Origin of the sequence: Pseudomonas putida NBRC 14164 (genome assembly GCF_000412675.1) — a bacterium.
GTDB lineage: Bacteria > Pseudomonadota > Gammaproteobacteria > Pseudomonadales > Pseudomonadaceae > Aquipseudomonas > Aquipseudomonas putida.
This window is the reverse complement of sequence record NC_021505.1, coordinates 1-23670: the sequence shown is the minus strand read 5'-3', so window position 1 is coordinate 23670 and position 23670 is coordinate 1. Positions and strand designations below refer to the sequence as shown.

General features: G+C 54.8%; 21 protein-coding genes. 3 read left to right on the top strand and 18 right to left on the bottom strand.

The annotated features are described in order from the left end of the window. The first annotated feature begins 602 nt into the window (after positions 1-602). Complete coding sequence (locus PP4_RS00100) at positions 603-929, top strand: DUF2790 domain-containing protein (RefSeq protein WP_010951440.1); 327 nt, start codon at positions 603-605, stop codon at positions 927-929. Positions 930-961: 32 nt separating this feature from the next. Here PP4_RS00100 and PP4_RS00095 read toward each other — a convergent pair whose 3' ends face one another. The 3 genes from PP4_RS00095 to PP4_RS27625 all read right to left on the bottom strand — a co-directional run bounded on the left by PP4_RS00095 (position 962) and on the right by PP4_RS27625 (position 2768). Further along, the gene (locus tag PP4_RS00095) at positions 962-1312 is read right to left on the bottom strand and encodes a DUF3147 family protein (protein ID WP_011953105.1); all 351 of its coding nucleotides are present in this window, start codon (positions 1310-1312) and stop codon (positions 962-964) included. A gap of 157 nt (positions 1313-1469) precedes the next feature. After that, entirely contained in the window at positions 1470-2375 is a 906-nt protein-coding gene (locus PP4_RS00090; RefSeq protein WP_010951438.1) for a cation diffusion facilitator family transporter, read from the bottom strand. 54 nt (positions 2376-2429) lie between these two features. Further along, positions 2430-2768 carry a zinc ribbon domain-containing protein gene (locus PP4_RS27625; protein ID WP_079732563.1) on the bottom strand — a complete coding sequence of 113 codons (339 nt, stop codon included), beginning with the start codon at positions 2766-2768 and terminating at the stop codon, positions 2430-2432. A gap of 490 nt (positions 2769-3258) precedes the next feature. On the opposite strand from PP4_RS27625, the gene PP4_RS00080 reads away from it, so the two are divergent. Then, entirely contained in the window at positions 3259-4956 is a 1698-nt protein-coding gene (locus PP4_RS00080; RefSeq protein ID WP_003298414.1) for a phosphoethanolamine transferase, read from the top strand. Between the two features lie 122 nt (positions 4957-5078). Next, complete coding sequence (locus PP4_RS29650; RefSeq protein ID WP_003253468.1) at positions 5079-5207, top strand: hypothetical protein; 129 nt, start codon at positions 5079-5081, stop codon at positions 5205-5207. 143 nt (positions 5208-5350) lie between these two features. Here the strand turns inward: PP4_RS29650 and PP4_RS00075 are convergent, their stop codons facing one another. From PP4_RS00075 to dnaA, 15 genes are all read right to left on the bottom strand, one after another. Beyond that, the gene (locus tag PP4_RS00075; RefSeq protein ID WP_003298411.1) at positions 5351-5557 is read right to left on the bottom strand and encodes a hypothetical protein; all 207 of its coding nucleotides are present in this window, start codon (positions 5555-5557) and stop codon (positions 5351-5353) included. A gap of 14 nt (positions 5558-5571) precedes the next feature. Further along, positions 5572-5781, bottom strand: coding sequence for a hypothetical protein (locus PP4_RS00070; RefSeq protein WP_003298409.1), 210 nt, complete (start codon positions 5779-5781; stop codon positions 5572-5574). A 220-nt stretch (positions 5782-6001) separates the two neighbouring features. Further along, a complete protein-coding gene (locus PP4_RS00065) occupies positions 6002-6925 on the bottom strand; it encodes a hypothetical protein (RefSeq protein WP_010951435.1) in 924 nt (307 codons plus the stop codon). Between the two features lie 310 nt (positions 6926-7235). Further along, on the bottom strand, positions 7236-8105 hold the full coding sequence (locus PP4_RS29420) for a hypothetical protein (RefSeq protein WP_016497350.1): 870 nt from the start codon (positions 8103-8105) through the stop codon (positions 7236-7238). Between the two features lie 2 nt (positions 8106-8107). Continuing rightward, positions 8108-8791 (bottom strand): transcriptional regulator, encoded by a 684-nt coding sequence (locus PP4_RS00055; protein WP_126404318.1) that lies wholly within the window; start codon positions 8789-8791, stop codon positions 8108-8110. Then, a complete protein-coding gene (locus tag PP4_RS00050; protein ID WP_010951432.1) occupies positions 8788-9630 on the bottom strand; it encodes a TIGR04255 family protein in 843 nt (280 codons plus the stop codon). The genes PP4_RS00055 and PP4_RS00050 overlap by 4 nt, the downstream gene beginning before the upstream one ends. Positions 9631-10275: 645 nt before the next feature. Beyond that, a complete protein-coding gene (locus tag PP4_RS00045) occupies positions 10276-10635 on the bottom strand; it encodes a histone-like nucleoid-structuring protein, MvaT/MvaU family (RefSeq protein WP_010951431.1) in 360 nt (119 codons plus the stop codon). Between the two features lie 56 nt (positions 10636-10691). Then, positions 10692-12608: a TniQ family protein gene (locus PP4_RS00040; protein ID WP_010951430.1), complete on the bottom strand. Its 1917-nt coding sequence runs from the start codon at positions 12606-12608 to the stop codon at positions 10692-10694. A 75-nt stretch (positions 12609-12683) separates the two neighbouring features. Then, positions 12684-13643 (bottom strand): TniB family NTP-binding protein, encoded by a 960-nt coding sequence (locus PP4_RS00035; RefSeq protein WP_010951429.1) that lies wholly within the window; start codon positions 13641-13643, stop codon positions 12684-12686. Next, positions 13640-15598 (bottom strand): DDE-type integrase/transposase/recombinase, encoded by a 1959-nt coding sequence (locus tag PP4_RS00030; RefSeq protein WP_016497347.1) that lies wholly within the window; start codon positions 15596-15598, stop codon positions 13640-13642. The genes PP4_RS00035 and PP4_RS00030 overlap by 4 nt, the downstream gene beginning before the upstream one ends. Beyond that, complete coding sequence (locus PP4_RS00025) at positions 15579-16217, bottom strand: TnsA endonuclease N-terminal domain-containing protein (RefSeq protein WP_011953077.1); 639 nt, start codon at positions 16215-16217, stop codon at positions 15579-15581. Before PP4_RS00025 ends, PP4_RS00030 begins: the two co-directional genes overlap by 20 nt. Positions 16218-17053: 836 nt before the next feature. After that, on the bottom strand, positions 17054-19474 hold the full coding sequence (gene gyrB, locus PP4_RS00020) for a DNA topoisomerase (ATP-hydrolyzing) subunit B (RefSeq protein ID WP_016497346.1): 2421 nt from the start codon (positions 19472-19474) through the stop codon (positions 17054-17056). A gap of 4 nt (positions 19475-19478) precedes the next feature. Beyond that, entirely contained in the window at positions 19479-20582 is a 1104-nt protein-coding gene (gene recF / locus PP4_RS00015) for a DNA replication/repair protein RecF (RefSeq protein ID WP_016497345.1), read from the bottom strand. Between the two features lie 15 nt (positions 20583-20597). Continuing rightward, entirely contained in the window at positions 20598-21701 is a 1104-nt protein-coding gene (gene dnaN, locus PP4_RS00010) for a DNA polymerase III subunit beta (RefSeq protein ID WP_016497344.1), read from the bottom strand. 40 nt (positions 21702-21741) lie between these two features. After that, entirely contained in the window at positions 21742-23286 is a 1545-nt protein-coding gene (gene dnaA / locus PP4_RS00005) for a chromosomal replication initiator protein DnaA (RefSeq protein ID WP_016497343.1), read from the bottom strand. Positions 23287-23670: the final 384 nt, after the last annotated feature.

The window sequence follows — 23670 nt, the reverse complement described above, 5'->3', positions numbered from 1 at the left end:
CATGTGGTAGTCGCTACCTCTGTCCATACGCCGGGTCACCTGAGGACGCTTGAATCTTAACGCGAAGAAGCTGGCCGCGGCGAAATCCTACAAATTTGTAATGTAGCCGCAAGATTTCTGACAGTCATGCAGGCTCCACCCCTAAGCATAGCGGATTCTGGGGCCTGCGGCGGTGTATGACAGATTCGCCTGGCAGGTGGAATCGGCCAGGACAGGCAGCATTTCGGTCGTTAGCTTGCAAGGACTGGTACTGGCCTTGGATCGAGGGCGCCACGCAGGCAGACCCCATGCACGGCCGCAAACCGCAGCGCCTTTCTGCAAATTAGTTCACGTGGCGGCTCGATATTCTCTCGAATAATTATCTTACAATCTATTACATGTCCAAATTGTAATTGCACGATCATCTTGGTGTTAGCCTCCTTTGCTAGTTTAAGGGCAGCGGAAGAGGCATCGCTGCTTTGGAAATTGTCTCATTTCAAAGCAGCTTGGCAAGAGCACCGAGCAGTTGTTCGCGCCAGTGCATTCACCTGTAAACCATACGCTCCTTTGGTAGGTGAATTTTAGCGCCCCCCTACGGGCGCTTTTTTATTAAGGGACTTCTTATGAACACTACTGTATCAGCGATCGCCGTGTTTATGCTCTTTACATCACTAACAGCCAATGCCCAAAGCGGTATGGAGATCAATAAACACATCGAGCGTACTGCTAGAGAGGCTACAGCGGATTATGCTCAACGCGTAAAAAAGCCCATGCCTCAACTAGAAGACTACGCCTATGGCATGGACCTGGACGTTGGTAAGTTGGTGTATGTATCACCCAATGTGCGGTACTGCGGTAATGTAAGAAGCATGATGACCTACGAAGACTCGAAAGGCGAACTGCACATGGTTCGCTACCTGGTGAAGGGCGAGTGTGTTAATAGCCGTTAAGACTCATCAAGATGATCCCTGCGGCCACCGGATCATAGAAGCTCAATGCCGAACCGGCGCAGCAGTATGGCGAAGCCTCCGAAGCTGGCCATTGTGATGAGGATGCTGCTGATCAGTGTCGGCCAAAAGCCGAGCTTAGGTAGCAGCAATGGAAAAGCAATAAACATCGGCAGGGTCGGAAGCACGTACCAGAACGTGTACCAAGCATGGTTGGAGATCTTCTCCATGCTCTGGTTCTCTAAATAGAGCCAGACCAACGTCACGACCGTGACCAAGGGTAGGGCGGCGACCAAGCCGCCCAGCTTGTCGCTGCGTTTCGCCAGCTCTGACACGAGAATCACTATACCGGCAGTGAGTAGGTACTTCGTGATGATCCAGGCCATCGCTGAGCCTTCTGGAGGTTGTTGACGAGGGCAGGCGAAGCCATTCACCAACCCCCTTGAAGCGCTCCTGCCGTTTACGGCATCCCTCACCGCATTTTTTTTGCAACATCACCCTCAGCCAGGAGGGTGATGTGTTTGCATGGTGTTTACCGATCGGTCAGTGCGAGGGTGAGGGAACGCTCTCGTGGAAAGCTGCCCGCTCGATCTGGATGGTGCAGTGATGGATTTCGAATGCATCGCTGACAGCATCCACGACGGCCGCCAACACAGCATCCCCATCTGCAGAATCCCGAACCACTACGTGCGACGTCATCACGTTACTGCCACTGCTGACAGCCCACACGTGCAAGTCATGAACGTCCGTCACGCCATCTACTCCGAGGATGGTGGCCTCGATTGCCGTAACGTCGAGCCCCCTCGGGACACCCTCCATGAGGATCCCCAGGCTTTCGCGAAGCAACTGCCACGTCCGCGGCAGAACCCAAAGGCCGATCGCCACAGCGACAATCGTGTCGACCCAGGTCCAGCCGGTGAAGCGGATGATAAGTGCCGCGATGATTACGCCAAGCGAGCCGAGCATGTCGCTCCAAACTTCGAGGTAGGCTCCTTTGACGTTGAGGCTTTCGTTGCTCGCAGATGCCAGAAGGCGCATCGAAATTAGGTTGATGATCAGGCCGGCGATTGCGATCCACATCATCGCTCCGGTAGCGATCTCCGCCGGCATGAAGAAGCGCTGGTAGGCCTCATACAAGATGTACATCGCCACCAGGAAGAGCAGCACGGCGTTGAACGTCGAAGCCAGAATTTCCAGGCGCGCATAGCCGAAGGTTCTTTTCTGATCCGCCGGCCGCTTGGCTATCTGAAGTGCAATCAGTGAGATCGCCAAGGCGGCAGTATCTGTGAACATGTGAGATGCGTCCGACAGCAGCGCCAGGCTGCCGGTAATCCACGCACCGATCACTTCTGCAATCATGAAGCTGCCAGTCAAGCCGAGCGCCATGATTAGCTTCTTCTGATGCCCCTCGCGTACTGCAGCGCTGCCATGGTCATGATTTGAACCCACGTATTTCTCCTTGCGCAGGGTTGTGGTCTCGTTGGCCTTCCTGTCTACCTAGCCTTAGAGCGTCGCTTGGCCACACTGACTGCAAAATCTTGCTCCTGCACTCAGCAGCGAGCCGCAGGCGGTGCAACCACTCGATAGCGGTGTTCCGCAGTTTAGACAAAAGCGTGCTGACGGATCGTTGGCCGTCCGGCACTGCCTGCAGCCCTGCAGATCTTTGATGGGGGCAGGAGTGGGAGGGCGCCCGCCGTCATACACCTGATTACCGCCGTCGCAGCCCTGCTGCCGGCCATGGCGATCATATTGCTCGGCCCCATGTCCCCCGCTGTGGTGCTTGCCTCCACCGTGGTTTCCACGGCCATGGTGCCCGCCCAGGATGTTTTTGAAAAAGCTCATGGTATTCGCCCCTCATTGATGGGTGACATATTAACGAGCAAAAGTTGAAAATTATGTTCTGCTCGCGAGAAAGACTTGTAAGTTGAATTGAAAGTTCAAAATTAGCCTACGACAAAACGAAACCGTTTTGTTTGTGAAATTAAATTTATCTAGCTGAGCGGAGCATTGCTTTTGGTGGGTAGTATTCCCCTAATTTTGATCATAGCGTGATCAATGACAATCAAAACAGCAGTAATTGGATTTCTGTCAGCATTGTAATCCCGAGGTCATCGTGTCGTTATCAGGTCCCGGAAATAATGCGCTCAGCGAGATTCATTTCTCTTTTTATCCCTATGCCTCACACATACTAAGCGTCCCCAACGCCTAGGGGCCTAAGGCCTCTGACGCTCCGCACATTGCGCAATCGCTCAGCATCTGTCGACGGTTTGCCTTGTAGCTCCCGCTAACTCCATAGCTACCGCCATGGATAAGCAGCTTCCAGAGTTTGATAATGACACCTTCCAAATCCATTGTTCACACCCTGTTAAGCAAATGGATCTTTGCTATTCGCAATGCGCGGCAGAAAGGCATCAGTACTAATTTGCTAATCGGCCTGGTGACTTTTTGGTTACTGCTATTCGCGAACGCTGAGCTCTGGAACGTGCTCTGGAAGCTGGTATTCAAAACCGATGAAGTGAACTGGCAGCTAGCGGCTAGCCTCCCAGTCATAGTATTCGCATGGGTGTTTACCGTTCTGAGCTTGCTGTCATGGGGGCGGCTGGCCAAACCCATACTGTGCCTGGTACTGATCAGCGCGTCTTTTGCGAGTTACTTCATGAATGCCTACGGCATCGTGATCGATTACACAATGTTCACCAACGTTGTGGAGACCGACGTCGCTGAGGCAACCGAGCTGCTGAATTGGAAGCTCGGTCTTTGGGTCGCAATGGTTGGGGTGTTGCCCGTCTACCTGATTGCCCGGGTTCCCCTCCGGCGCAAGCCTTGGGCCAAAGCTTTGGTCAGCAGGTTCATTGCTCTGTCGCTCGCTCTGTTGACCTTATCTGGCATCGCGTTGAGTCAGTACCAGTCGTATGCCTCCTTGCTGCGCAACAATCGGGAGATCCGGCTGATTCTGGTACCTACCAACTTGTTTGCGGCTGGCCATGGGTACCTGAAGCGTCAGCTGGCCTCACCTAAAACGCTGACGGCCATTGGTACTGATGCGGTAGTTAATCGACAGGGTGCGGCTCGTAAACCCAGGCTGCTGGTACTGGCAGTAGGAGAGACCGCTCGCTCCGCCAACTTCTCCCTCAACGGCTACTCCCGTGAAACGAATCCGGAACTAGAAAAGCGAAATGTCATTAGCTTCACGAACGTGAGCTCCTGCGGTACCGCTACCGCGGTCTCGCTGCCATGCATGTTCCTGGACGTGGGTAAGGCCCAGTACAAAGATGGCTTGGCCAAGAGCCGAGAAGGGCTGCTCGACGTGCTTCAACGCGCTGGCATCAGTGTCATGTGGACTGACAACAACTCGGGGTGCAAAGGGGTCTGCGACAGGGTTCCCAACCACAAGGCTGCCTCTCACGCGGATTCCCAACTGTGCACCAGCGAGGAGTGTAAGGACGGGGTGCTGCTCACGGAGATGCAAGACTTCATCAAGCGCCAGGAAGGCGATGCTGTCCTGGTGCTCCACTACAAAGGCAGTCACGGCCCGGCCTACTACAAGCGCTACCCCTCGCAATTCAAGAAATTCGCACCGGTGTGCGAGACCAACGAGCTCGACAAATGTAAGCAGGAGGAGGTGGTCAATGCCTACGACAACTCAATCCTCTACACCGATTATGTGACTGCAAATCTCATCGATATCCTGGCGGCCAACACCAAGTTCGACACTGCGCTGATGTACGTTTCGGACCACGGCGAATCGCTGGGGGAGGGTGGGCTCTATCTACACGGGCTGCCTTACGCGATGGCTCCTGACGAGCAAACAAAGGTGCCGTTGGTACTTTGGATGTCTGACTCGCTCGCGAAGAGCGAAAAGGTCAACGTGGGTTGTTTGAAAGCTCAAACCACGTCACCGCTGAGCCACGACAACCTGTTCCACACCGTGCTCGGCATGATGAACGTCCAGACGTCTTCGTATCGCTCAGCGCTGGATTTCACTGCCCCTTGTAAGCCCTTTGTCGGAGGCTCTTATTCTGGCCTCTGAATGTTCGATGTGGACCGGATCATCGGCCAGGCGGTTCTGCACCAGCCTGCTTTGACAGCTGAGAGAAGCTGGACTAATTACATAGCTGCATTCAACAACCCAAGCGGAAAAGGAAGTTTTGCATGAGCATCAAGCCAGGCCCAAAGCGCACCAATGAAGATGGCACTCCGGACAAAAGGCAGCGAGTCACCCCTGAAAAGCAGAAGGACCATCCGGACCTGAAACCCCACAAGCACAAAAAGGGGGAGTAAGAAAAAAGCAGCTCTCGGGAGCTGCTTTTTTTTTGGGGCTGTGTGCAAACCCTCCCGACCGTCTCGCTGATCAATCGGACCGCGTCGTGAGTCTTCCGCTTGGCTTGATGGATTCTGAAGCTACCTCCGGATCGGTTATCCCTTCAGTGCGGACGACGAGACTGATATCCCAGAGCGTTGAGCTGATACTCGCTGACAGCCCGAAATTGTGATTCTGCGATTTGACGCAGGCGCTCAACCTCTTCGGCAGATGAGCCAGAAGCCTGCGCCTCGTGGTATTGCTTCATCGCATCCACTGCGTCGGTATACATGGGGTGGTCGGGGAGAAGAGCTGGCATCTTTTTCGTCATGTAGCGGCAGGTCCTCACTGGATAGTCGACGGTGGTTTACCTGCTTTGAGGAGCTGAAAATCAATGACCGCCTGATAGAGCGAATCTGCCAATGGGTGAAGACGCTGTACCTCAAGGTCTGGCAATCCAGCAGCCTCCGCTTCGTGGGCCTGTCGGATAGCTTCAAGCGCTTGCCTCATCAGTGGCTCACCAGCCTCGACCATTCCAATGAATGTGCGCTTCACAACATTTTGCTCCATTCAGCTGAAGATGAATTATAGGACACCGCGGCGTGGCAAGGCCCCGAGCAGCATAGGTGTTCGACGCCCGACTGAACGAATCAATGAGGAGCGCGCTGGCCTGGGGAGTGGCCAGGGCGCGTGTCGTAGCTACGTTGTAAACCACTTTTTTTCACTGTAAACCACTGTGGTTACAGTGAAAAAAAGTGGTTTACAACAGGCCTCCTCAGGCCTGAGTCAGCTCCAGCAGATCGCCCAGTTCCTCCCGGGCCATCTTCACTCTATCCATTCTGCGATAAGGATGATCAACCGGCATCCGGATAAGGGATTCGAACCAAGCCGAATCGAATTTGATGACTTCCTTGTGAATGTGCTCAAGCTCACCTCCGCGAGGCTGTGACACTACAAACTCCATGCTTTCAACCAAGCCGGACGCTTCACTGTCTTTGACGATTCGATGGCGGATGAAACTCATTTTGAGATCAAAATATGCCGCCTTCGAACCAGGCACCTTCTTCGATTCCAGCCGACCAGTGCTGCTGATTTCCGCCCCTGGCACCTCAGCGGCAATAGCTTTCACCAGCTCAGCATTTCCAATGACCTTCTGGCCAAACAGGCGGGTGGCGTCCGACATGTAAGCAAAGATCCATGGCACATTGCGAAGCGTCGCGCCGGTATAGAGGTAGCCACGCTCTCCCTTGTAACGCTGCAGCATGCCTCTCAACGCGTTCTCGGAAAGGACCAGTTGGGTCTCTTTCTCCAGGATGTAAACCACGCGATCGAACTGTTCGATCAATAGCTTGAGAATCTTCCGTGGGACGCCGTCAAACCTGGTTTTTCGTTCTGTTTTCTTGTGCTGGCGAGGCTGGAAGTACGGGCAATCGTTACGGGCCTCACTATCAAATGGAGCGATGCCGCGAATGCTCTTAGTAGCATGTTTCCCGAATGGGTTCTTCACGTTAGGCGGTAGCTCATACAGCCCAACCAGCTGGACAGGGTTGTCGCATGCCGGGCATACAGCAAACTGAGCTAGCTTGCCGGCACTTCCAGGCTGGTACCATGGATCTCTGCGGAAGGTCTCGGCCTCGAAACCTTCCTTGTCGATGATCTTGCTTTCTGTGTCTTCGATGCGGACCTTATAGACATCCATCTTTGCTGAAACCGTATCAATAGAGGGTCTCTGGATGGTAACGAGCGAGGATAGGCAGCAGTAGGCCTAACTGACCCTTTTGGTGGTCACCCACTGGTTTGAGGCCCGCCCAAAGCATGCCTGATCGACCTGGGCGGGCCCTAGAAACAACTAACCCCCTGGTGCGCAGTACAGGTCTGGGACCTGCCCGAGGCGTGGGGGCTATTCTTGGAGCGACAGTGACACCGGCTCCGGAGAAAATCAATTGGTTTGTAGAGCAGCCGGTCAGCTAAGGTCAAACCCAGATCCTAAAGGGGAGGCCGATAGCAGCTCAGTCAGCATCATCGGCACCTTCTTCATCTTCATCGGTATCCCCAACACTGAGCCAGTCGTGAAGGTTGTACCGCACGAAGTCTTCCGCATCGAGCATGGTAAAGTCTTGGAGCACCGTGACGTCTGCTCCACCGAAGTACAGCCCATCGTTGAGATTTCTGGCCACCCCGAGCAATTCATTCAGCTGGTCGTGCAGCTCATTTGCGCGCCTGGCGTGCTCTCGTTTGGTCAAAAACCGGAACACCACCTCGTAGGGCTCAGCCGGGTCGCGAATCTCGCCCTTGGGGTTGAAGGAAACCCAAGCACTAGCGAAAAATTGGTTGTTCTGATGGAGGAAATCGTCGACAAGCACGGCGATGCCCTTCATGCCGTCGTCACCTTGGTCTGCCTTCAGGCGGTTGACCAACTCGTCCGGCATCGCAATACGGTTGTAATGGTGGGACATCCAGTATGAGAAATACTGACCGTTTTCTTCGCTCAGCGTGATTACCGGATTTCGGTGGAGCGTCGGAAGCACGGCTCTCTTGGTCCACACACGCTTGTGAATCTTGAGCTCCAAAACCTGCTTTTCCGCGTGCTGCAGGTGCAGCGTACGTGGATTGAGGGCGTGCAGCTGCTTATCAAAGGCCTTTTTCTTTACCTTAACGGCAATCCACTCTATCCACGGCGCATCACAAAGGTTGCGTGCATGCACCGTGCAGGAATGGGAGGCCAACATCCAATAAGCTGGAGCCACCCCCTCGAATTGGCCTTTCAGGACCTCCTCGGATATGTGTTCAATCAAGGCGTCACCTGAGACGGTATCTCCTTGCAGCCAACCAGCAGCGCTAATGGCACTTACGATCTCTTGCTCAGGTGTATCAGCCATAATCAAACCAAATTCGAACCGCCCGATTTTTCTAACCTGGCGATGGTTTTGAGGTCCCTATCACGTAGCTGCTGCGCCTTGCCAGCCAACTCCGCAACCATTCCGTACACACCTTTAGCGCCATTTCGATTCCACGCTTCATCCGAAAGCGCATCCTGAATCAGGCGGCCATCGGCGGTTGGATAGAAAAGCACCCGATGCAGATACTGCGCTTCTTCGGCGTTAACTTGGCGCAACGCCTCAGTTAAAGCCGCAAGCCTCTCGGGAAAACCAGTGGCGGTTTTTCCAGTCCGCCAATTGTACACGGTCTGACGAGACACGTTGAAGATCTGCGCGATGGAGCTATCTGACAACTTGAAGTCGCTCCTAAGCTCCTCGATTAAGGCCGGCGCTACGTCTTCGGTAACATTGGCATCCTGGCTGGTGTCCACCTCGGTCCAGGCACCAGCATGCACGCCATGAAAGCTCATGCCTGCTGAGCCGATAAGTTGTGGATAGGGCAGGGAGGCAGTCCCAGGAGCGACTACTACCGAAACGGCCAGCATCGCTGTGAAAGCAATCGCCAATACAGGGTTTGCTGTCGTGCTACCTACACGCGGAGCAATTTCAGGGTTTTCCCAAGTAGAAGATCTGCTTACAGCAGCCCCGGTAGGATCAATCCATTGCCCATTCATTGCTGTAGTCATTTCGCCTTCCCCCAAACCTCAAAGGCATGATCTTTCGCGACTGTCCTAAAAGCAAAGTTAGCAGTCTTATGCAAACCGTCGAGTCTCGTGCAGATCTCCTCGGTTCCCAGTCGTTCGGCTAACTGCAGCGGCCAATGCGCATCCGTATCGAGAAGAGCACCATTTTCGCTAACAGGCACAAATGCACCTTGCAGAGGAGCACCATGCTTGGATGAATTCCTCGATTGCTTAGCAATTTCGAAAACCATGGCCGGCTCGACCAAATCTTCCGGTATCCACATACCAGTCTGCCGCCAGCATCTGATGTGCAGATACTCCGGATCTAGATGGTAGGTGGTAGTAGAGATTCCAAGCTGCTCCTTGGGGACTTTCCCATGCGCCGCTAGCTCATCGCATTTAAGTGGGAGCATGGCTTCCGGAAGGTAGTCGGCTAGGGTCTCACCTTCAGCTGGTTCAATTTTATCGACGTACCGCATCCCGATAGCGGTGATATCCAATGCACCTGCTTGCCCTACCAGCGCCTCAATGCACTCACGGAAAAGCGCTAAGTGGTTATCAAAATGAAGATAATTTGTGCTTTGCAGGATCATGTGATCCATGGCCAGCACGCACGCGTAGTCAGCATCCCGATTAAGGAACGCCCAAGAATTCGGTTCTCCGCTGTGCATCACTCCAGGCGGCACGCCCTTGACCATCTGGAAGAAGCCCGGGAGGCTCTGACGGATCGTGTGCTGAATGTCTGGGATCAGCTTTGGCAGCTTAAGAATCGGGGCAAATCTGATTACGCTCAACGCATAGATAAGCGGCGCCCTTGCTAAGACCCCTTCGCGTTCTGACATGTTAACTCCTCCACCGCGCCCAACGAGGGACCGGATTCTACATCATTTGACAAATCCTTTGACAAGAACTGTATAGCAGGGCCTTTCGATTTGACAAGCGGTCCCCGTGAGGGATGGAGTGCAGAAAACGCCTCCATCAGGAGCTTACTCGTCATTCCAGAAAAGCCTCTACAGACACCATCGCTAAGCCTCTGAGGAAGCACGAATTTTTAATCAGAGCTCTTCCTAGCAGTGAGAAGAAACTCAACGAATCGTCACCAGATAGCTCAATCCAGGGGAACGCTTGCTCTGATGGGGTGGTTCAGAAACGTGCTGTCTGGTCCAGATTTCTCATCTACGAAGAGCACGAAGAGCTCTTGGATCCAGAGTTTGAGGCCGTGATTGGCTGAATGGAGAGGTCGGAAAGAGGACGGGTGATCCAGTGAAGCACAAGCGCAGTCAGGAGGCTTGCGATGGTGTTCACTGAGATTGAGACGAGAGCATTCCGCATTTTGGAGAGTCCATTTTTTGAAGTGGACCTCTATTTAATGCGCATAAACTGTGTGTCACCACCACCCGCAGAAAATTTCGTCACGCCCCAGAATGGGAATTTGCATTCGGGGCGCACCACGATTCATCTCGTGCCAGAAGCCGCCTGCAGTGCAATCAATTGGCGAGCCAAGACTCGACTACCTCAGCGCCATACTCGTTTTTCCAGGCCTTAAGCGTACGCTGATTACCACCCTTGGTCTCAACAACCTCTCCGCTGTGTGGATTCTTGTAGACCTTTACTTCGCGTGGTTTCCGAGAGGTTTTTGGGGCCATATCAGTGGAAGCCACCGCTTGCGGATCGAGGATCAGCACCACTTGGCGCAGGCCGTAGCCATACTCGTTGAGCAAACTGCGCAGCTTCGTTTCAAATTCCATTTCCTGCTTCAGGGCAGAGTCATTTTTCAGCGCTTCCAGCTCCGCCAGTTGGGCTGCGAGCTGTTGTTCGAGCAGGCGGAATTCAGCGAGACGGGACATAAGATTCTCCAAAATGGGTTCGATGATTTTAGCAATCAAGAAAGAAAGCGTGCTAACTATCTTGATCCCACATGCCTGAATCGGCAATCACGAGGCTGAGCGATCGGTGTGGATAAAAACGTGATGGCTTCAGGATCGTCGATCTGGGCGGCTTCACTTGCGAGGTAATCGATCAGCTTTTTGCTTCTTACCCAAACGTACTGCCGGCAAGCCGCGTTTGGAATGGATGGCCCCGCAACGGGGCGAAACCTGGCCTCCCAAAGGTGCTTGAACGCCTCCCTGGTCGACTTCCCCAAATACACCGCAATCTCCGGTCCCAAGATATAGCCACGCCTGAATCTGTCGATGGCTTGAGGCTTAACCATCAATTGCGTACGCCGGCCTCGTTCGACAGCAGTGCTCCATAGCAGACCCAGTCGAACGAACGCGTATGCGCATTGTTCTTTGACGCCTAACAGCGCAGCAGCCTTGACTACCGACAGGCCGGGAAAGACCGGACTCTTGTTCTCAGCTCGGGCTTGTTGCCACGCTGCAAAATCTTGCGGCTTGAGTAACCACGCCCCTACCGCAACCGAGCCATTCTCAGCTGGGCCGTAAGCGCGAAGTTCACCTGCACGTATTGCCTGAACCAACTCGACCAACCCACCCCCCTTGGGCAGAGAATGCTTGGCCAAGTAGTTGATCGACACCAGGCTCTGGTCAGAGCTGGTAGGCAGCTTCTCATCAATCAATTCGTTGATCGAGCGGCAGTCAATCAGCCACCTTTCGCCTGGGCGCGGTTCTCCACCAAAGAACTGGAGGGTACCACCAGCTAGCAGCTGCCTAACCCGATTGCGACAGAGGCTTAGCAAAGTCGAGGTTTCTTTCATATCAGCCACGCCCTGGAGATGCTGCGAGATTGCCTTCAAATGATCCAGGTCCACGACCGTAAAGACTCGATCTTCATGGACCTTCTCCCGATAGGCGATTTGTCCCTCCTGATGAAGGCGTTTTATGACTGATACCCCGAGACCACAAGCTTCAGCAGCAGAATCGAACGACACCCAACGATGTCTCTCAATCGTCTCCTCACTCAAATTGCGATTTCGCTTCGCTAACGGTGCTTCCCACGCATGCTGCAGAAATGATTCGAACTCTCGACGAAGAAAGTCAAAACAAGAGTCATCCAGATCACGGTGGATGTCGTGGTATATCGGGCCGAACGATCTGCTGAGCGTCCAATGTTCGTTATCGGAATGGACTGCCTTGAGGCCACTCAGCAGTTCTCTGAATGCGAGAGGCCAGTTCATGAGAACCACGCCCGCCGCGTTTGCCATAAGCCGCGATATCTCTAGCGAACCCGAATCAGCAACCTTCAGCGGCTGGGTTCTTTCCGTAGGCAAACTTCTGACAGCGAGACGCGATGACAACTCGTGAAACTGTTCGTAGGTGAGGGCCGCCAATCCCGCGTCAGCTGGCAACGAGTCGGCGTAAAACCTATCTTCAAAGCCAGAGGTGAGCCAGGCGGCCGTATCACTCGCCGGCGCGATCTCAAAATTGGTCCCACTCAATGAGGTGCCACACGCTTGGCAACTATTCGCACTCATTGCGCTTGGATCGGTTTCCTTCAGACAGTTGGGGCACCGCCCGTGGAGTTCAGTGCCGTGGACAGAACACGTCGTAACCAGGGTCAAGCCCCAGCTTTCTCTCCAATAACCGGCTTCGCCCAAACAGATCGGACAGTAACGAGCGTGATGAGTCGTCCATAACTTGACCCCCTTGGGCCTTGGATCACGAAACTCAGCAGATACCGCAGGCCAGCTCAGTGGTCCTTCCATCATCTGCAGCCAGTCCGCAACATCGGTCTCGTCGGCTCGTGCAAAGGCGGTGAGCAGTTCCTTTCTGGGTAATCCGTTGGCTTTCGCCAGGCGCTGCAGGTACCCCAAAAGACTTTCGTCTTGGTGTGGTCGTGGGTTGATTAAAAGACCAAACATTCCTACACATCCATGAAATCGAAGACATAAAAATCAGGGGAGTAGAGCCGGGCCGATAAGCCCGGCCCTTGGCCGTCAGGTACTGCTCTCTTCGAACGTCTCAAACGGCTCCCGCTTCCCGAACAGAGGCTGGAAATTGAAGCTCGCACTGAAGGGGTTTCGATCCTCGGTGGCGTAGCTCCAAACCTCGTCTTCAAAAGCCTGGGCCAGCACAGGAAGTTCAATCCCGACAAGGTCCTGGACTTGAACCAGCCAAACAGCCCTGTCCACAATCTTGATGAGGTAGTCGATCAATCCATAGGAAGCCAGGTAGAAGCGTTTAATCATCGCTGGCTCTACAAAACTGATGGTTTGAACAGGCAGTTCGCCCTCGATTGCCTGCAACAACATCACGAAATGAAGAGACGTATTAGCGGAGAAGGTGAAGCGATCGTATGCCACCGTGGCCGAAAACCTGCGTCGCAGTTGCTCGTTTGCTAGCAGGAGATTTTCGGTGCGCTTCAGCCCAATCAGAACAAACGCGATACTGGTTTCATTCATCAGACTCTTGATCCAGTCTGCTGCCTCATACGCACCATTACGACGATAATCGACCAGGTGCTGCGCCTCATCGAGGACCAACATCTCCACGCCAAGGTTCTTCAGCAGCAGGACTACTCGCGCAAATTTAACCTCTGCCGAATGTCCTCGTGCCTCTGCGAAGGGATCCTTCAGCTCTGCCAAAATGGCTGCTGCCAGGTTCTTTTTGGTTGGAGACGAAGGCATCTCGACGAACAGAACTGTCCGCTTCTGTGGGTCATGGCTCTCCAATTCCTCCAATGACCGAATGTACTCCTTGACCAATGTGCTCTTGCCCACTCCGCTTGGACCTTGGATCAGCAACCCTTTACTTGCTCTGGTACGCCGACTATCGCCGTGGATATCGCCTAGTCGCGTCAACGCTCGCTCGACTTGAGGGCTGTGAATAAAACGATCGCGGAGCGTAAAGCTGTATTCACCATGCTCGTAGCATTCGTACAGATTGATGGCGTTCATGGCTTAGAACTCCCAGCAGGGCGACGAACCGAGACCTTGAAGGCTGCTGGCGGAATGTTAGGAATAGAGTCACCGGTCCATTCCACTTCAGCGAGTACCTTGGGTGGAGGCGTGCTTTCGGTCACTCGACCCTCCTTGTCGATTTTCGCTATGGCAGCTGCGCGTCGTTTTCTGAGCGTCTGCGAACGGCGGGCCTCGTCTGCATCTTCCATAATTTCCTGGTAGCACCTGTGCGTAGCCTCGAAGCTAGGCTGCTCATTATATTTTTCTCGCAGCGCTTTCTCGGCAGCCTTCCACACCTCCCTGCTCTTACCGGCCATTCGCTCATCTTTGGCGGGCACTTTGAAGAACAAGTTTCTGAAGCGGTCGTGAACCCAAACGTGCCCGGCTTCGTCTCGATAGCGGACGTTTACCTTTTCTCCGTCTGCCAAACGCATACGGAGCTCAGCAAGTTCCGTAGAGTGGTAGCCCACTTTGGCAACCTCGATGCCGTAATGGTGAACCTTCACCGAGGCCCGCTTGGCCAGAATGCACTCCAACGAGTCCAGGTCGACGGGAAGGCTGATGACATGGTTCGCCTCGCTAGTCCCCCAGACTTGAGCCGGTGTTCTGTTGTCCAGCCCCCGATGAGGAGTCTGGTGGTAACCATCGACGATCCATTTCACTACCACCGCCTCCAATTGAGGGAGCGTGAAACATGCATTCTTCTCCGAGTCGTAATCGCCACGCTGCTGGATATTCGAGAAGGTGGTACCCGGGAGGTTGTGGATAAGCCCCAGGTTCTGTGTGCTGAAAAAGCGTTCGACGGCACCTTTCCTTTGAGGGGCCCTTGAAGCGGGATACATGATCTCGATACCCAACTCGTTGAATCCCATGATGAGATCGCCCGCGTGAAATTCCGCTGCGTTGTCTGGGACTATTCGAGCCGGCAGCCCACGTGCCCACCATTCATTTCTCACTTTCGGAAAGCGCTTCAGCAATTCGGCTTTTGGACGGATTGAGCGTTCGATCACACGAAGCACGGTTTCCGTATTTGGCGCCGACAGGTGGAGCAAATATCCCATCACCATTCGAGAGAAGCGGTCGAGGACGATCGTCAGATAGGGGCGCCCAATGCACAGCCCCGAGGTTTCATCCACAAGCTGGACGTCCAACAAGGTGTGATCAATTTCCCAACGTTCCAAAATCTCATGGACACGTAGGACACCCGCCGCAACACGGTGCTTCTTGTCTGCTGCGTGTTTTCCGAGCCTCTCCTTATCCACAAGGTACGGATCCAGCTTGGCGATGTACCTTCGGACAGTCATTCCGCTTGGGATCTTGAGCTGATCCGAAGGCAAACGACTTTTGTTCCTCTCTTTTATCTGATCTTCGAATTCTGAAACGACCACGCTGACCGCTGGAATCGTATCCTGCAGGTAGGTTTTATTAATCACCCCTTCAAGAATAACTTCGAGCTCTCCCTGTATCGCGGCAGCCCGACCCTTTTTGGCATGCTGAGGGATAAGCTTTACTACGTTCTGGCCAATGTATTTGGCTGCCCAACGTCGAATAGTGGAAACCGAGGGTGCGCACGCATCCCCAATCTTTTTGGCGATATCTCTAAGTTTCTTGATCATGTCTTCGTCACCCGGTAGCTTGTATTTACCGCGCTTAGTTAGGTCGTCCAGATACTTGCGTCGACGCAATGCCTCATCTCCATGTTTTTTGGGGAAGCATGAAATATCTGGAGGGACGTTCCGCACATACGGAACCTTCCCAAGGTATGGCTGATCAGCGGAGATCTCGATCTCGCGCTTCTCGTAGGCCTCATAGAACTCCTTCTCGGATAGCTTCGTGGGCTCACCAAGCTCATCGAAAAAGAGCAGCTTCCGGTCAATAAGCCTCTTCTCAAGCACCATCAGTACGCCACGAACGATGACGACCAATTTCACCCTAAGGGAAAAGGTTTGCATGACGGTGCCCCCCTTGCAGGAAGACCGGGGAGTCAGTGTCAATTGACCTATCAAGGTCAATGCCCACCACCCCAAGGCCTAACAAGCGCCAGGCTTTCCCCTCACCAACCACGTAGAGCAGATCTGCAACGGTCATAGGCGGCCATTCGTTGAAGGTCGCCATTACCTCCTCCAACGCCTGATGCGAAAGCTCTGGACCGCGCCGGTGATACATCAGCCTTCTAAGATTGGTAGCCAGGGGCTCAGCTTCAATTAACTTTTCAGTGATCACCGAAAAGTTACGGGCAGTGGCGTTGAAGTAGCGCTCAGCGGCATCCAGTCGCTGCCTGACGCTGGCAATCTTCAGTCGGTCGTGAGGCTTCACTTCAAACCACCACTCGCGCCCATCCGCGAGGAAAACCTGTACGTCTGGGTAATATTTGAAGTAGCCCTGGAGCGATGGAACACGTTCCTCACTGGGCTGCGGGACGTAGCCGATGACCGCAGGAGACAGCTCAAGAAGCCGAAAAAGAGCGCCTTCGAGCTGGGACTCCCAGGGCACAGGCTTTTTATTTTTGAGCGATGGGAAGTAGCCGCGGTAATGGTTGGACCGCCGCGTGACCACCTTTCGTACTGTCATGAAACACCTCCGAAAATCTCGAAACGAGCGCCGACGCTGCGCCAAAAAATCAAGGCGCAGGGCGGGCGAAGTGAGGCCTTTCGACAGGCAACACTGTGCCGTCGAGTAACCTCGCTAAGGTCGAAAAAATGGGAGAGGATTGACAGTCGCTTCGAAAAAGCAGACATTGCGGGTTCTGAGGACGCAAGTCTGCTTCGCTAAGCGCGGTCAGTCCTCTCGGGATTGATCGCGTTTTTCTACATTTTCAGGTCTCCTTTTCTCTCATTGGTCATGACTCTCATGACTGATCAGAATCTAAAGCAATCGGCTTGCTCTCTTTATTTCTAAACGGCCACTTCGTGATCGCTGGAGCAATTTGGATCAGGTCTGAAGCTCTCGCTTCAAACAGCTGATTTGGCTGAAAATCTTCAGTGCAAAGCGGAAAAGTTGGTCATAGATCTTATTCCAACATCCCTTCGAAATCTACAAAAAATCCAAAATGGCAACTTCCACCAAATTCCATTTCCATACTAAATTGTTCAAATTAATACTTAACACGTACGCTTAATTAACTATTAAGGTGTTCAAATATTAGTTTTAAAGTCCTCTCAATCTCTCTGCTGCTCAGATCCGCCCGCCGACCCTCTCAGCACTTCCAGCGCCCCATCAAATCACTTCCTCAAATCCCCCCATCTGCATCATTTTCCAATGAGCGGAGTAGGGCGCCCCGGCAGGAATTCCAGGCAAAAAAAAGCCCGCGAAGGCGGGCTTGATGGTGACCGACAGGGGCCATGGTTGAAGCCCGGCCGGTCATCTATTTGTGAAAGCGTGCAGCTTTTCTGTGAACCTACACCTGATCAGAAGTCCAGGTTCGACACCGACAACGCGTTGCTTTCGATGAACTCACGACGCGGCTCGACTGCATCACCCATCAGGGTGTTGAAGATCTGGTCAGCAGCGATCGCATCCTCGATGGTGACCTTGAGCATACGGCGAACGGTCGGGTCCATGGTGGTTTCCCACAGCTGGTCCGGGTTCATCTCACCCAGCCCTTTGTATCGCTGGATGGTGTGACGCTTGGTGGTCTCATTCATCAGCCAGTCCAGGCCTTCCTTGAACTCGACAATTGCCTTACGGCGTTCACCACGTTGTACGTAAGCACCTTCACCCAACAGGCTGGAGAGCTTGGCACCGATGTTGACGACGGTCCGGTAGTCATTGCTGCCAAAGAAGTCACGGTTGAACGTGATGTAGCTGGCCAGGCCGTGGGAGGTGATTTCCACTTCCGGCAGCCATACGTTGCGTTCTTTGTCTTCACGCAGGCTCGCGTTGTAAGCCAGGCCAGACTTCTGGCTGGAGTTCAGACGCTCCTGCAGCTTGGCCAGCCAGGCTTGCATCACCGCGTGGTCACCCAACTGCTCCAGGGTCACCTCAGGCAGGTACACGAAGTGCTCGGTCAGCTCTTCCGGGTACAACCGCGACAGGCGCTTAAGGGTCTTCATGACACTACGGAATTCGTTCACCAGGCTTTCCAGCTGCACGCCAGAAACCGCTGGGGCCGACTCGTCCAGGTGCAGGCTTGCGTCTTCCAGGGCCGACTGGGTCATGTATTCTTCCATGGCCTCGTCGTCCTTGATGTACTGCTCCTGCTTACCTTTTTTCACCTTGTACAGTGGCGGCTGGGCAATGTAGATGTAGCCACGCTCGACCAGTTCCGGCAACTGACGGAAGAAGAAGGTCAGCAGCAGGGTACGGATGTGCGAACCGTCAACGTCAGCATCGGTCATGATGATGATGTTGTGATAACGCAACTTGTCGATGTTGTACTCTTCGCGGCCGATACCACAGCCAAGCGCAGTGATCAGCGTGCCCACTTCCTGGGACGAGATCATCTTGTCGAAGCGTGCTTTCTCGACGTTGAGGATCTTACCCTTCAGCGGCAAGATCGCCTGGGTACGACGGTTACGACCTTGCTTGGCCGAGCCACCTGCGGAGTCACCCTCCACCAGGTACAGTTCGGAAAGGGCAGGGTCCTTCTCCTGGCAGTCCGCCAACTTGCCTGGCAGTCCGGCGATATCCAGCGCACCTTTGCGGCGAGTCATCTCGCGGGCTTTACGAGCTGCTTCACGCGCACGAGCGGCATCGATCATCTTGCCAACGACGGCCTTGGCCTCGTTCGGGTTTTCCAGCAGAAAGTCAGAGAAGTACTTGTTCATCTCCTGTTCCACGGCGGTTTTCACCTCCGAGGAAACCAGCTTGTCTTTGGTCTGCGAGCTGAACTTGGGGTCCGGTACCTTCACCGAGATGATCGCGGTCAGGCCTTCACGGGCGTCGTCACCCGTGGTCGCCACCTTGTTCTTCTTCGCCAGGCCTTCCTGTTCGATGTAGCTGTTCAGGCTACGGGTCAGCGAAGAACGGAAGCCCACCAAGTGGGTGCCACCGTCGCGCTGTGGAATGTTGTTGGTGAAGCACAGCAGGTTTTCGTTGAAGCTGTCGTTCCACTGCAAAGCAACTTCCACGCCCACGCCGTCTTCACGCTGAACGCTGAAGTGGAACACCTGGGAGTTGACTGGCGTCTTGTTGGTGTTCAGGTACTCGACGAACGCACGCAGGCCGCCTTCGTATTTGAAGAACTCTTCCTTACCGCTGCGCTCATCCTTCAGCAGAATGCCAACGCCCGAGTTGAGGAACGACAACTCGCGAATACGCTTGGCCAGGATGTCCCAGCTGAAGTGGATATTCTTGAAGGTCTCAGCCGACGGCTTGAAGTGGATGTGGGTACCGGTGGTTTCGCTTTCACCGACAACAGCCATCGGCGCTTGTGGTACGCCGTGAACGTAGGTCTGCTCCCAGATCTTGCCGCTACGGCGAACGGTCAGCACGAGCTTCTCGGACAGGGCGTTCACAACAGAAACACCTACGCCGTGCAAGCCGCCAGATACTTTGTAGGAGTTATCATCGAACTTACCGCCGGCGTGCAGTACGGTCATGATGACCTCGGCTGCGGAAACGCCTTCTTCTTTATGCACGTCGACCGGAATGCCGCGACCATTGTCGCGCACACTGATGGATTCGTCCGTGTGGATGATGACGGTGATGTCATCGCAGTGACCGGCGAGGGCTTCGTCGATCGAGTTGTCGACCACCTCGAAGACCATGTGGTGCAGGCCGCTACCATCATCGGTGTCGCCAATGTACATGCCGGGACGCTTGCGTACGGCATCCAAACCTTTCAGCACCTTGATGCTGGAGGAGTCGTACGTTTGATTTTCGCTCATGCCTTCACTCCCGATGGTCGTGGGTCTGGGTGATACGGCCTTGTTCCACGTGGAACAAAGCAACTGGCGTTTCCGTCTGCCAGCCTTCCCTCAGTAATTCGTGATCTACACAGGTGATGAACACCTGGCAGCGTAATTCTTCAAGCAAGCGGCACAGCGCGCGGCGATGCTTGTCGTCCAGTTCGGACGGCAAGTCATCCACGAGATAAATACAGTTACCGCGACGAGCCTGGCTGACGAGGTGGCCTTGGGCAATGCGCAATGCGCACACCACCAGCTTTTGCTGACCACGCGACAGGATGTCGGCCGCGTTATTGGCAGCCAGACGAAGACGCAGATCAGCACGCTGCGGACCGGCCTGGGTATGGCCCATCTGCTGATCGCGAAGGAGAGAGGATGCGAGTACTTCTTGCAGTTCGCGGTCCTTGTCCCAGCCTCGGTAGTAGCTCAGGGTCAACCCGTCCAGCTCGACCAGTTCGCTCAGGGTTCGCTCGAAGACAGGCTTCAAGGCCTTGATGTAGTTGCGACGGTATTCATCTATTTCCGCGCTGGCCAGGCACAATTCCCGGTCCCAGGCGGCTTGCGAAGCTGCGTCAAGTGTACCATGACGCAACCACGAGTTCCGCTGCCGCAGCGCCTTCTGCAGCCGTTGCCAGGCTGGCAAAAAGCGAGGTTCCACGTGGAACACACCCCAGTCCAGGAACTGGCGGCGTATTTTCGGGGCACCTTCCAACAGCCGGAAACTGTCTGGGTTGATGAGCTGCAGCGGTAACAGTTCCGCCAGCTGGGCGGCGCTACGTGCATTCTGCCCATCGATGCGTATGGTGAATTCTCCCTGCCGCTCTCGAGAGACACCCAGGTTACTGGTGCCACCTTCAGCCAACTGCACTTCACCAAACACGGTACAGGCAGACTGCTCATACTGGATAACCGGGTTCAGGCGGGTGCTGCGAAATGACCGCGCCAGCCCGAGCAAGTGCACAGCTTCAAGCACACTGGTCTTGCCACTGCCATTGGCGCCGTAAAGGATATTGATGCGGGGGGAGGGCGAGAGGGTCACCGGGTGCAAGTTGCGCACCGCGGTGACCATGATCCGTCGAAGGGACATTGCGCCTGCTACAGGTTACAGGCGCATCGGCATGACAACGTAGGAAGAATCGTCATTGCCAGCTTCCTGCAGCAGCGCACTGCTGTTGGAGTCGGACAGGATCAGACGAACTTGCTCGGTAGTCATAACGCCCAGCACGTCCAGCAGGTAGCTGACGTTAAAGCCGATTTCCAGCGAGCTACCTTCGTAGTCCACGCTGATCTCTTCTTCAGCTTCTTCCTGCTCAGGGTTGTTGGCCTGGATCTTCAGTTGGCCAGCAGCCAGTTGCAAGCGAATACCGCGGTACTTTTCGTTGGAAAGAATCGCAGTACGGCTGAAGGCTTCACGCAGCGCCTGGCGGTCACCGACCACCAGTTTGTCGCCGCCCTTGGGCAGTACACGCTCGTAGTCCGGGAACTTGCCATCCACAAGCTTGGAGGTGAAGGTGAATTCACCGGTTGTGGCGCGAATGTGGTGCTGGCCCAGGACGATGCTGACCATGCCTTCCGGGTCGGTCAGCAGGCGGGCCAGTTCCAGGATACCTTTGCGTGGCACGATGACCTGGTGTCGATCTTCCTGCTCGATGGGCGCGGTCATGGAGCACAGCGCCAGGCGGTGGCCGTCAGTGGAAACTGCGCGCAGGGTGTTCCGGGAAACCTCCAGCAGCATGCCGTTGAGGTAGTAGCGCACATCCTGCTGGGCCATGGCGAAGCTGGTGCGCTCGATCAGACGGCGCAGCTTGCTTTGTTCCAGGTTGCAGGTCAGCGAACCCGGGCCTTCTTCCACAGTCGGGAAGTCATTGGCTGGCAGGGTCGACAGGGTGAAGCGGCTGCGGCCGGCCTTCACCAACAGTTTCTGCTCGTCGACCTTGATATCGATCAGGGCGTCGTTCGGCAGGCTCTTACAAATGTCCATCAGCTTGCGCGCCGGCACGGTGATTTCGCCAGGCTCGGCCGGCTCTTCCAGCTGTACGCGGCCTACCAGTTCGACTTCCAGGTCGGTACCGGTCAACGACAGTTGCTGGCCTTGTACGACCAGCAATACGTTGGACAGGACCGGCAAGGTCTGACGGCGCTCTACGACACCGGCGACCAGTTGCAGGGGTTTCAACAGGGCTTCGCGTTGAATGGTGAAATGCATGGTCTAGTCCCTTGCCTTCAATTAGCTGCGCAGACGGCCATCAGGTCGTCAGCGTCCGCAGCAGGTTCTTGTAGTCCTCGCGGATGTCCGCGTCGGATTCCTTCAATTCGTTGATCTTGCGGCAGGCGTGTAGCACGGTCGTGTGGTCGCGACCACCGAACATGTCACCGATTTCCGGCAGACTGTGGTTGGTCAGCTCCTTGGACAGGGCCATGGCCACCTGACGTGGACGCGCGACAGAACGCGAACGACGCTTGGACAACAGATCAGAGATCTTGATCTTGTAGTACTCGGCGACGGTTCGCTGAATGTTATCCACACTCACCAGTTTATCTTGCAGCGCCAGCAAGTCTTTCAGCGACTCACGGATCAGCTCGATGGTGATGTCGCGGCCCATGAAGTGCGAGTGGGCAATCACCCGCTTCAGCGCACCTTCCAGCTCACGTACGTTGGAGCGAATGCGCTGGGCAATGAAGAAGGCCGCATCATGTGGCAGCTCGACCTTGGCCTGGTCGGCCTTCTTCATCAGGATCGCTACGCGGGTTTCCAGCTCTGGTGGCTCTACAGCCACCGTCAGGCCCCAACCAAAGCGCGACTTCAGGCGCTCTTCCAGGCCTTCGATCTCCTTGGGGTAACGGTCAGAGGTGAGAATTACCTGCTGGCCGCCCTCAAGCAGGGCGTTGAAGGTGTGGAAAAACTCTTCCTGCGAGCGCTCTTTGCGGGCAAAGAACTGGATATCGTCGATCAGCAACGCATCCACCGAACGGTAGAAGCGCTTGAATTCGTTGATGGCGTTGAGCTGCAGCGCCTTGACCATGTCTGCGACGAAGCGCTCCGAGTGCAGGTACACGACCTTGGCGTTCGGGTTCTTCTTCAGCAGATGGTTACCCACAGCATGCATAAGGTGGGTTTTACCCAGGCCCACGCCGCCATACAGGAACAGCGGGTTGTAGCCATGCTTGGGGTTATCGGCCACCTGCCAGGCAGCCGCGCGCGCCAACTGGTTCGACTTACCTTCCACGAAAGTGTCGAAAGTGAAGGTGCGGTTCAGGTAGCTGGTGTGCTTGAGCGCACCTTCCACCTGCACAGTGCGCTGTTCGGTCCGGTTGTTGCTGGCTGGCGGCGAGACGGGCTCGGCCATGGCATCGAAGCTGTCACGCGACGACGGCTCGGCCAATTCATTGACCAGCACAGGTTCTACCGCTGCTACAGCCGCAGGCTCGGCTGCGGCCGCTACCGGCAAAGGCCTTTGAGCTTGGGTCTGCGCCCGGGTCTGCGCCAGCGAGGCCGCCACGGCAGCGCTGACTGGCGCGTTGGGCGCAGCCCGTGGAGCCGAGCTGCGACGGCTGCCTATTAATAAGGAAAGGGCAGGCGCAATTCCGCTGCCGTTTTCACCCAACAGCTCGAGCAAGCGACCCAGGTACTTTTCATTGACCCAATCGAGAACGAAACGGTTAGGCGCATAGACGCGCAACTCGTCGCCTTCGGCTTCGACCTGTAGCGGACGGATCCAGGTGTTGAATTGCTGGGCAGGCAGTTCATCGCGCAGAAGCTCCACGCACTGCTGCCAAAGTTCCACTGACACGGATATCCCCTGAGTTTGAAAGCCGGATGAGGCAAAAACAATCCGCCATTGTACCGGTCGAGCGTTCAGTTATCCACATGTGGACACGTTAGGAACCATGACAAAACAGCCATTTATCGACCAAAACGTCTTCGTCGCACTGCGCATAAGCCCTGTGGATAAGCGACCATGAGTGCTATGCACAACCCTGGGTCGTAGTCTGTTGATAACTCTGCTGTGGGTAAGTGCCATTTTAATCCACAGCTTTCGACCACGATGAAAACAAGCGCAGCACCGGTTTAGAACAAAGTTTCAAAACTCTGTACATGGCGAATTTTGAGGCCTACAGAAGGTTATCCACAGAAGGTTATCCACCTAATATCTATAAGTTCTTCAGAAAAGCTT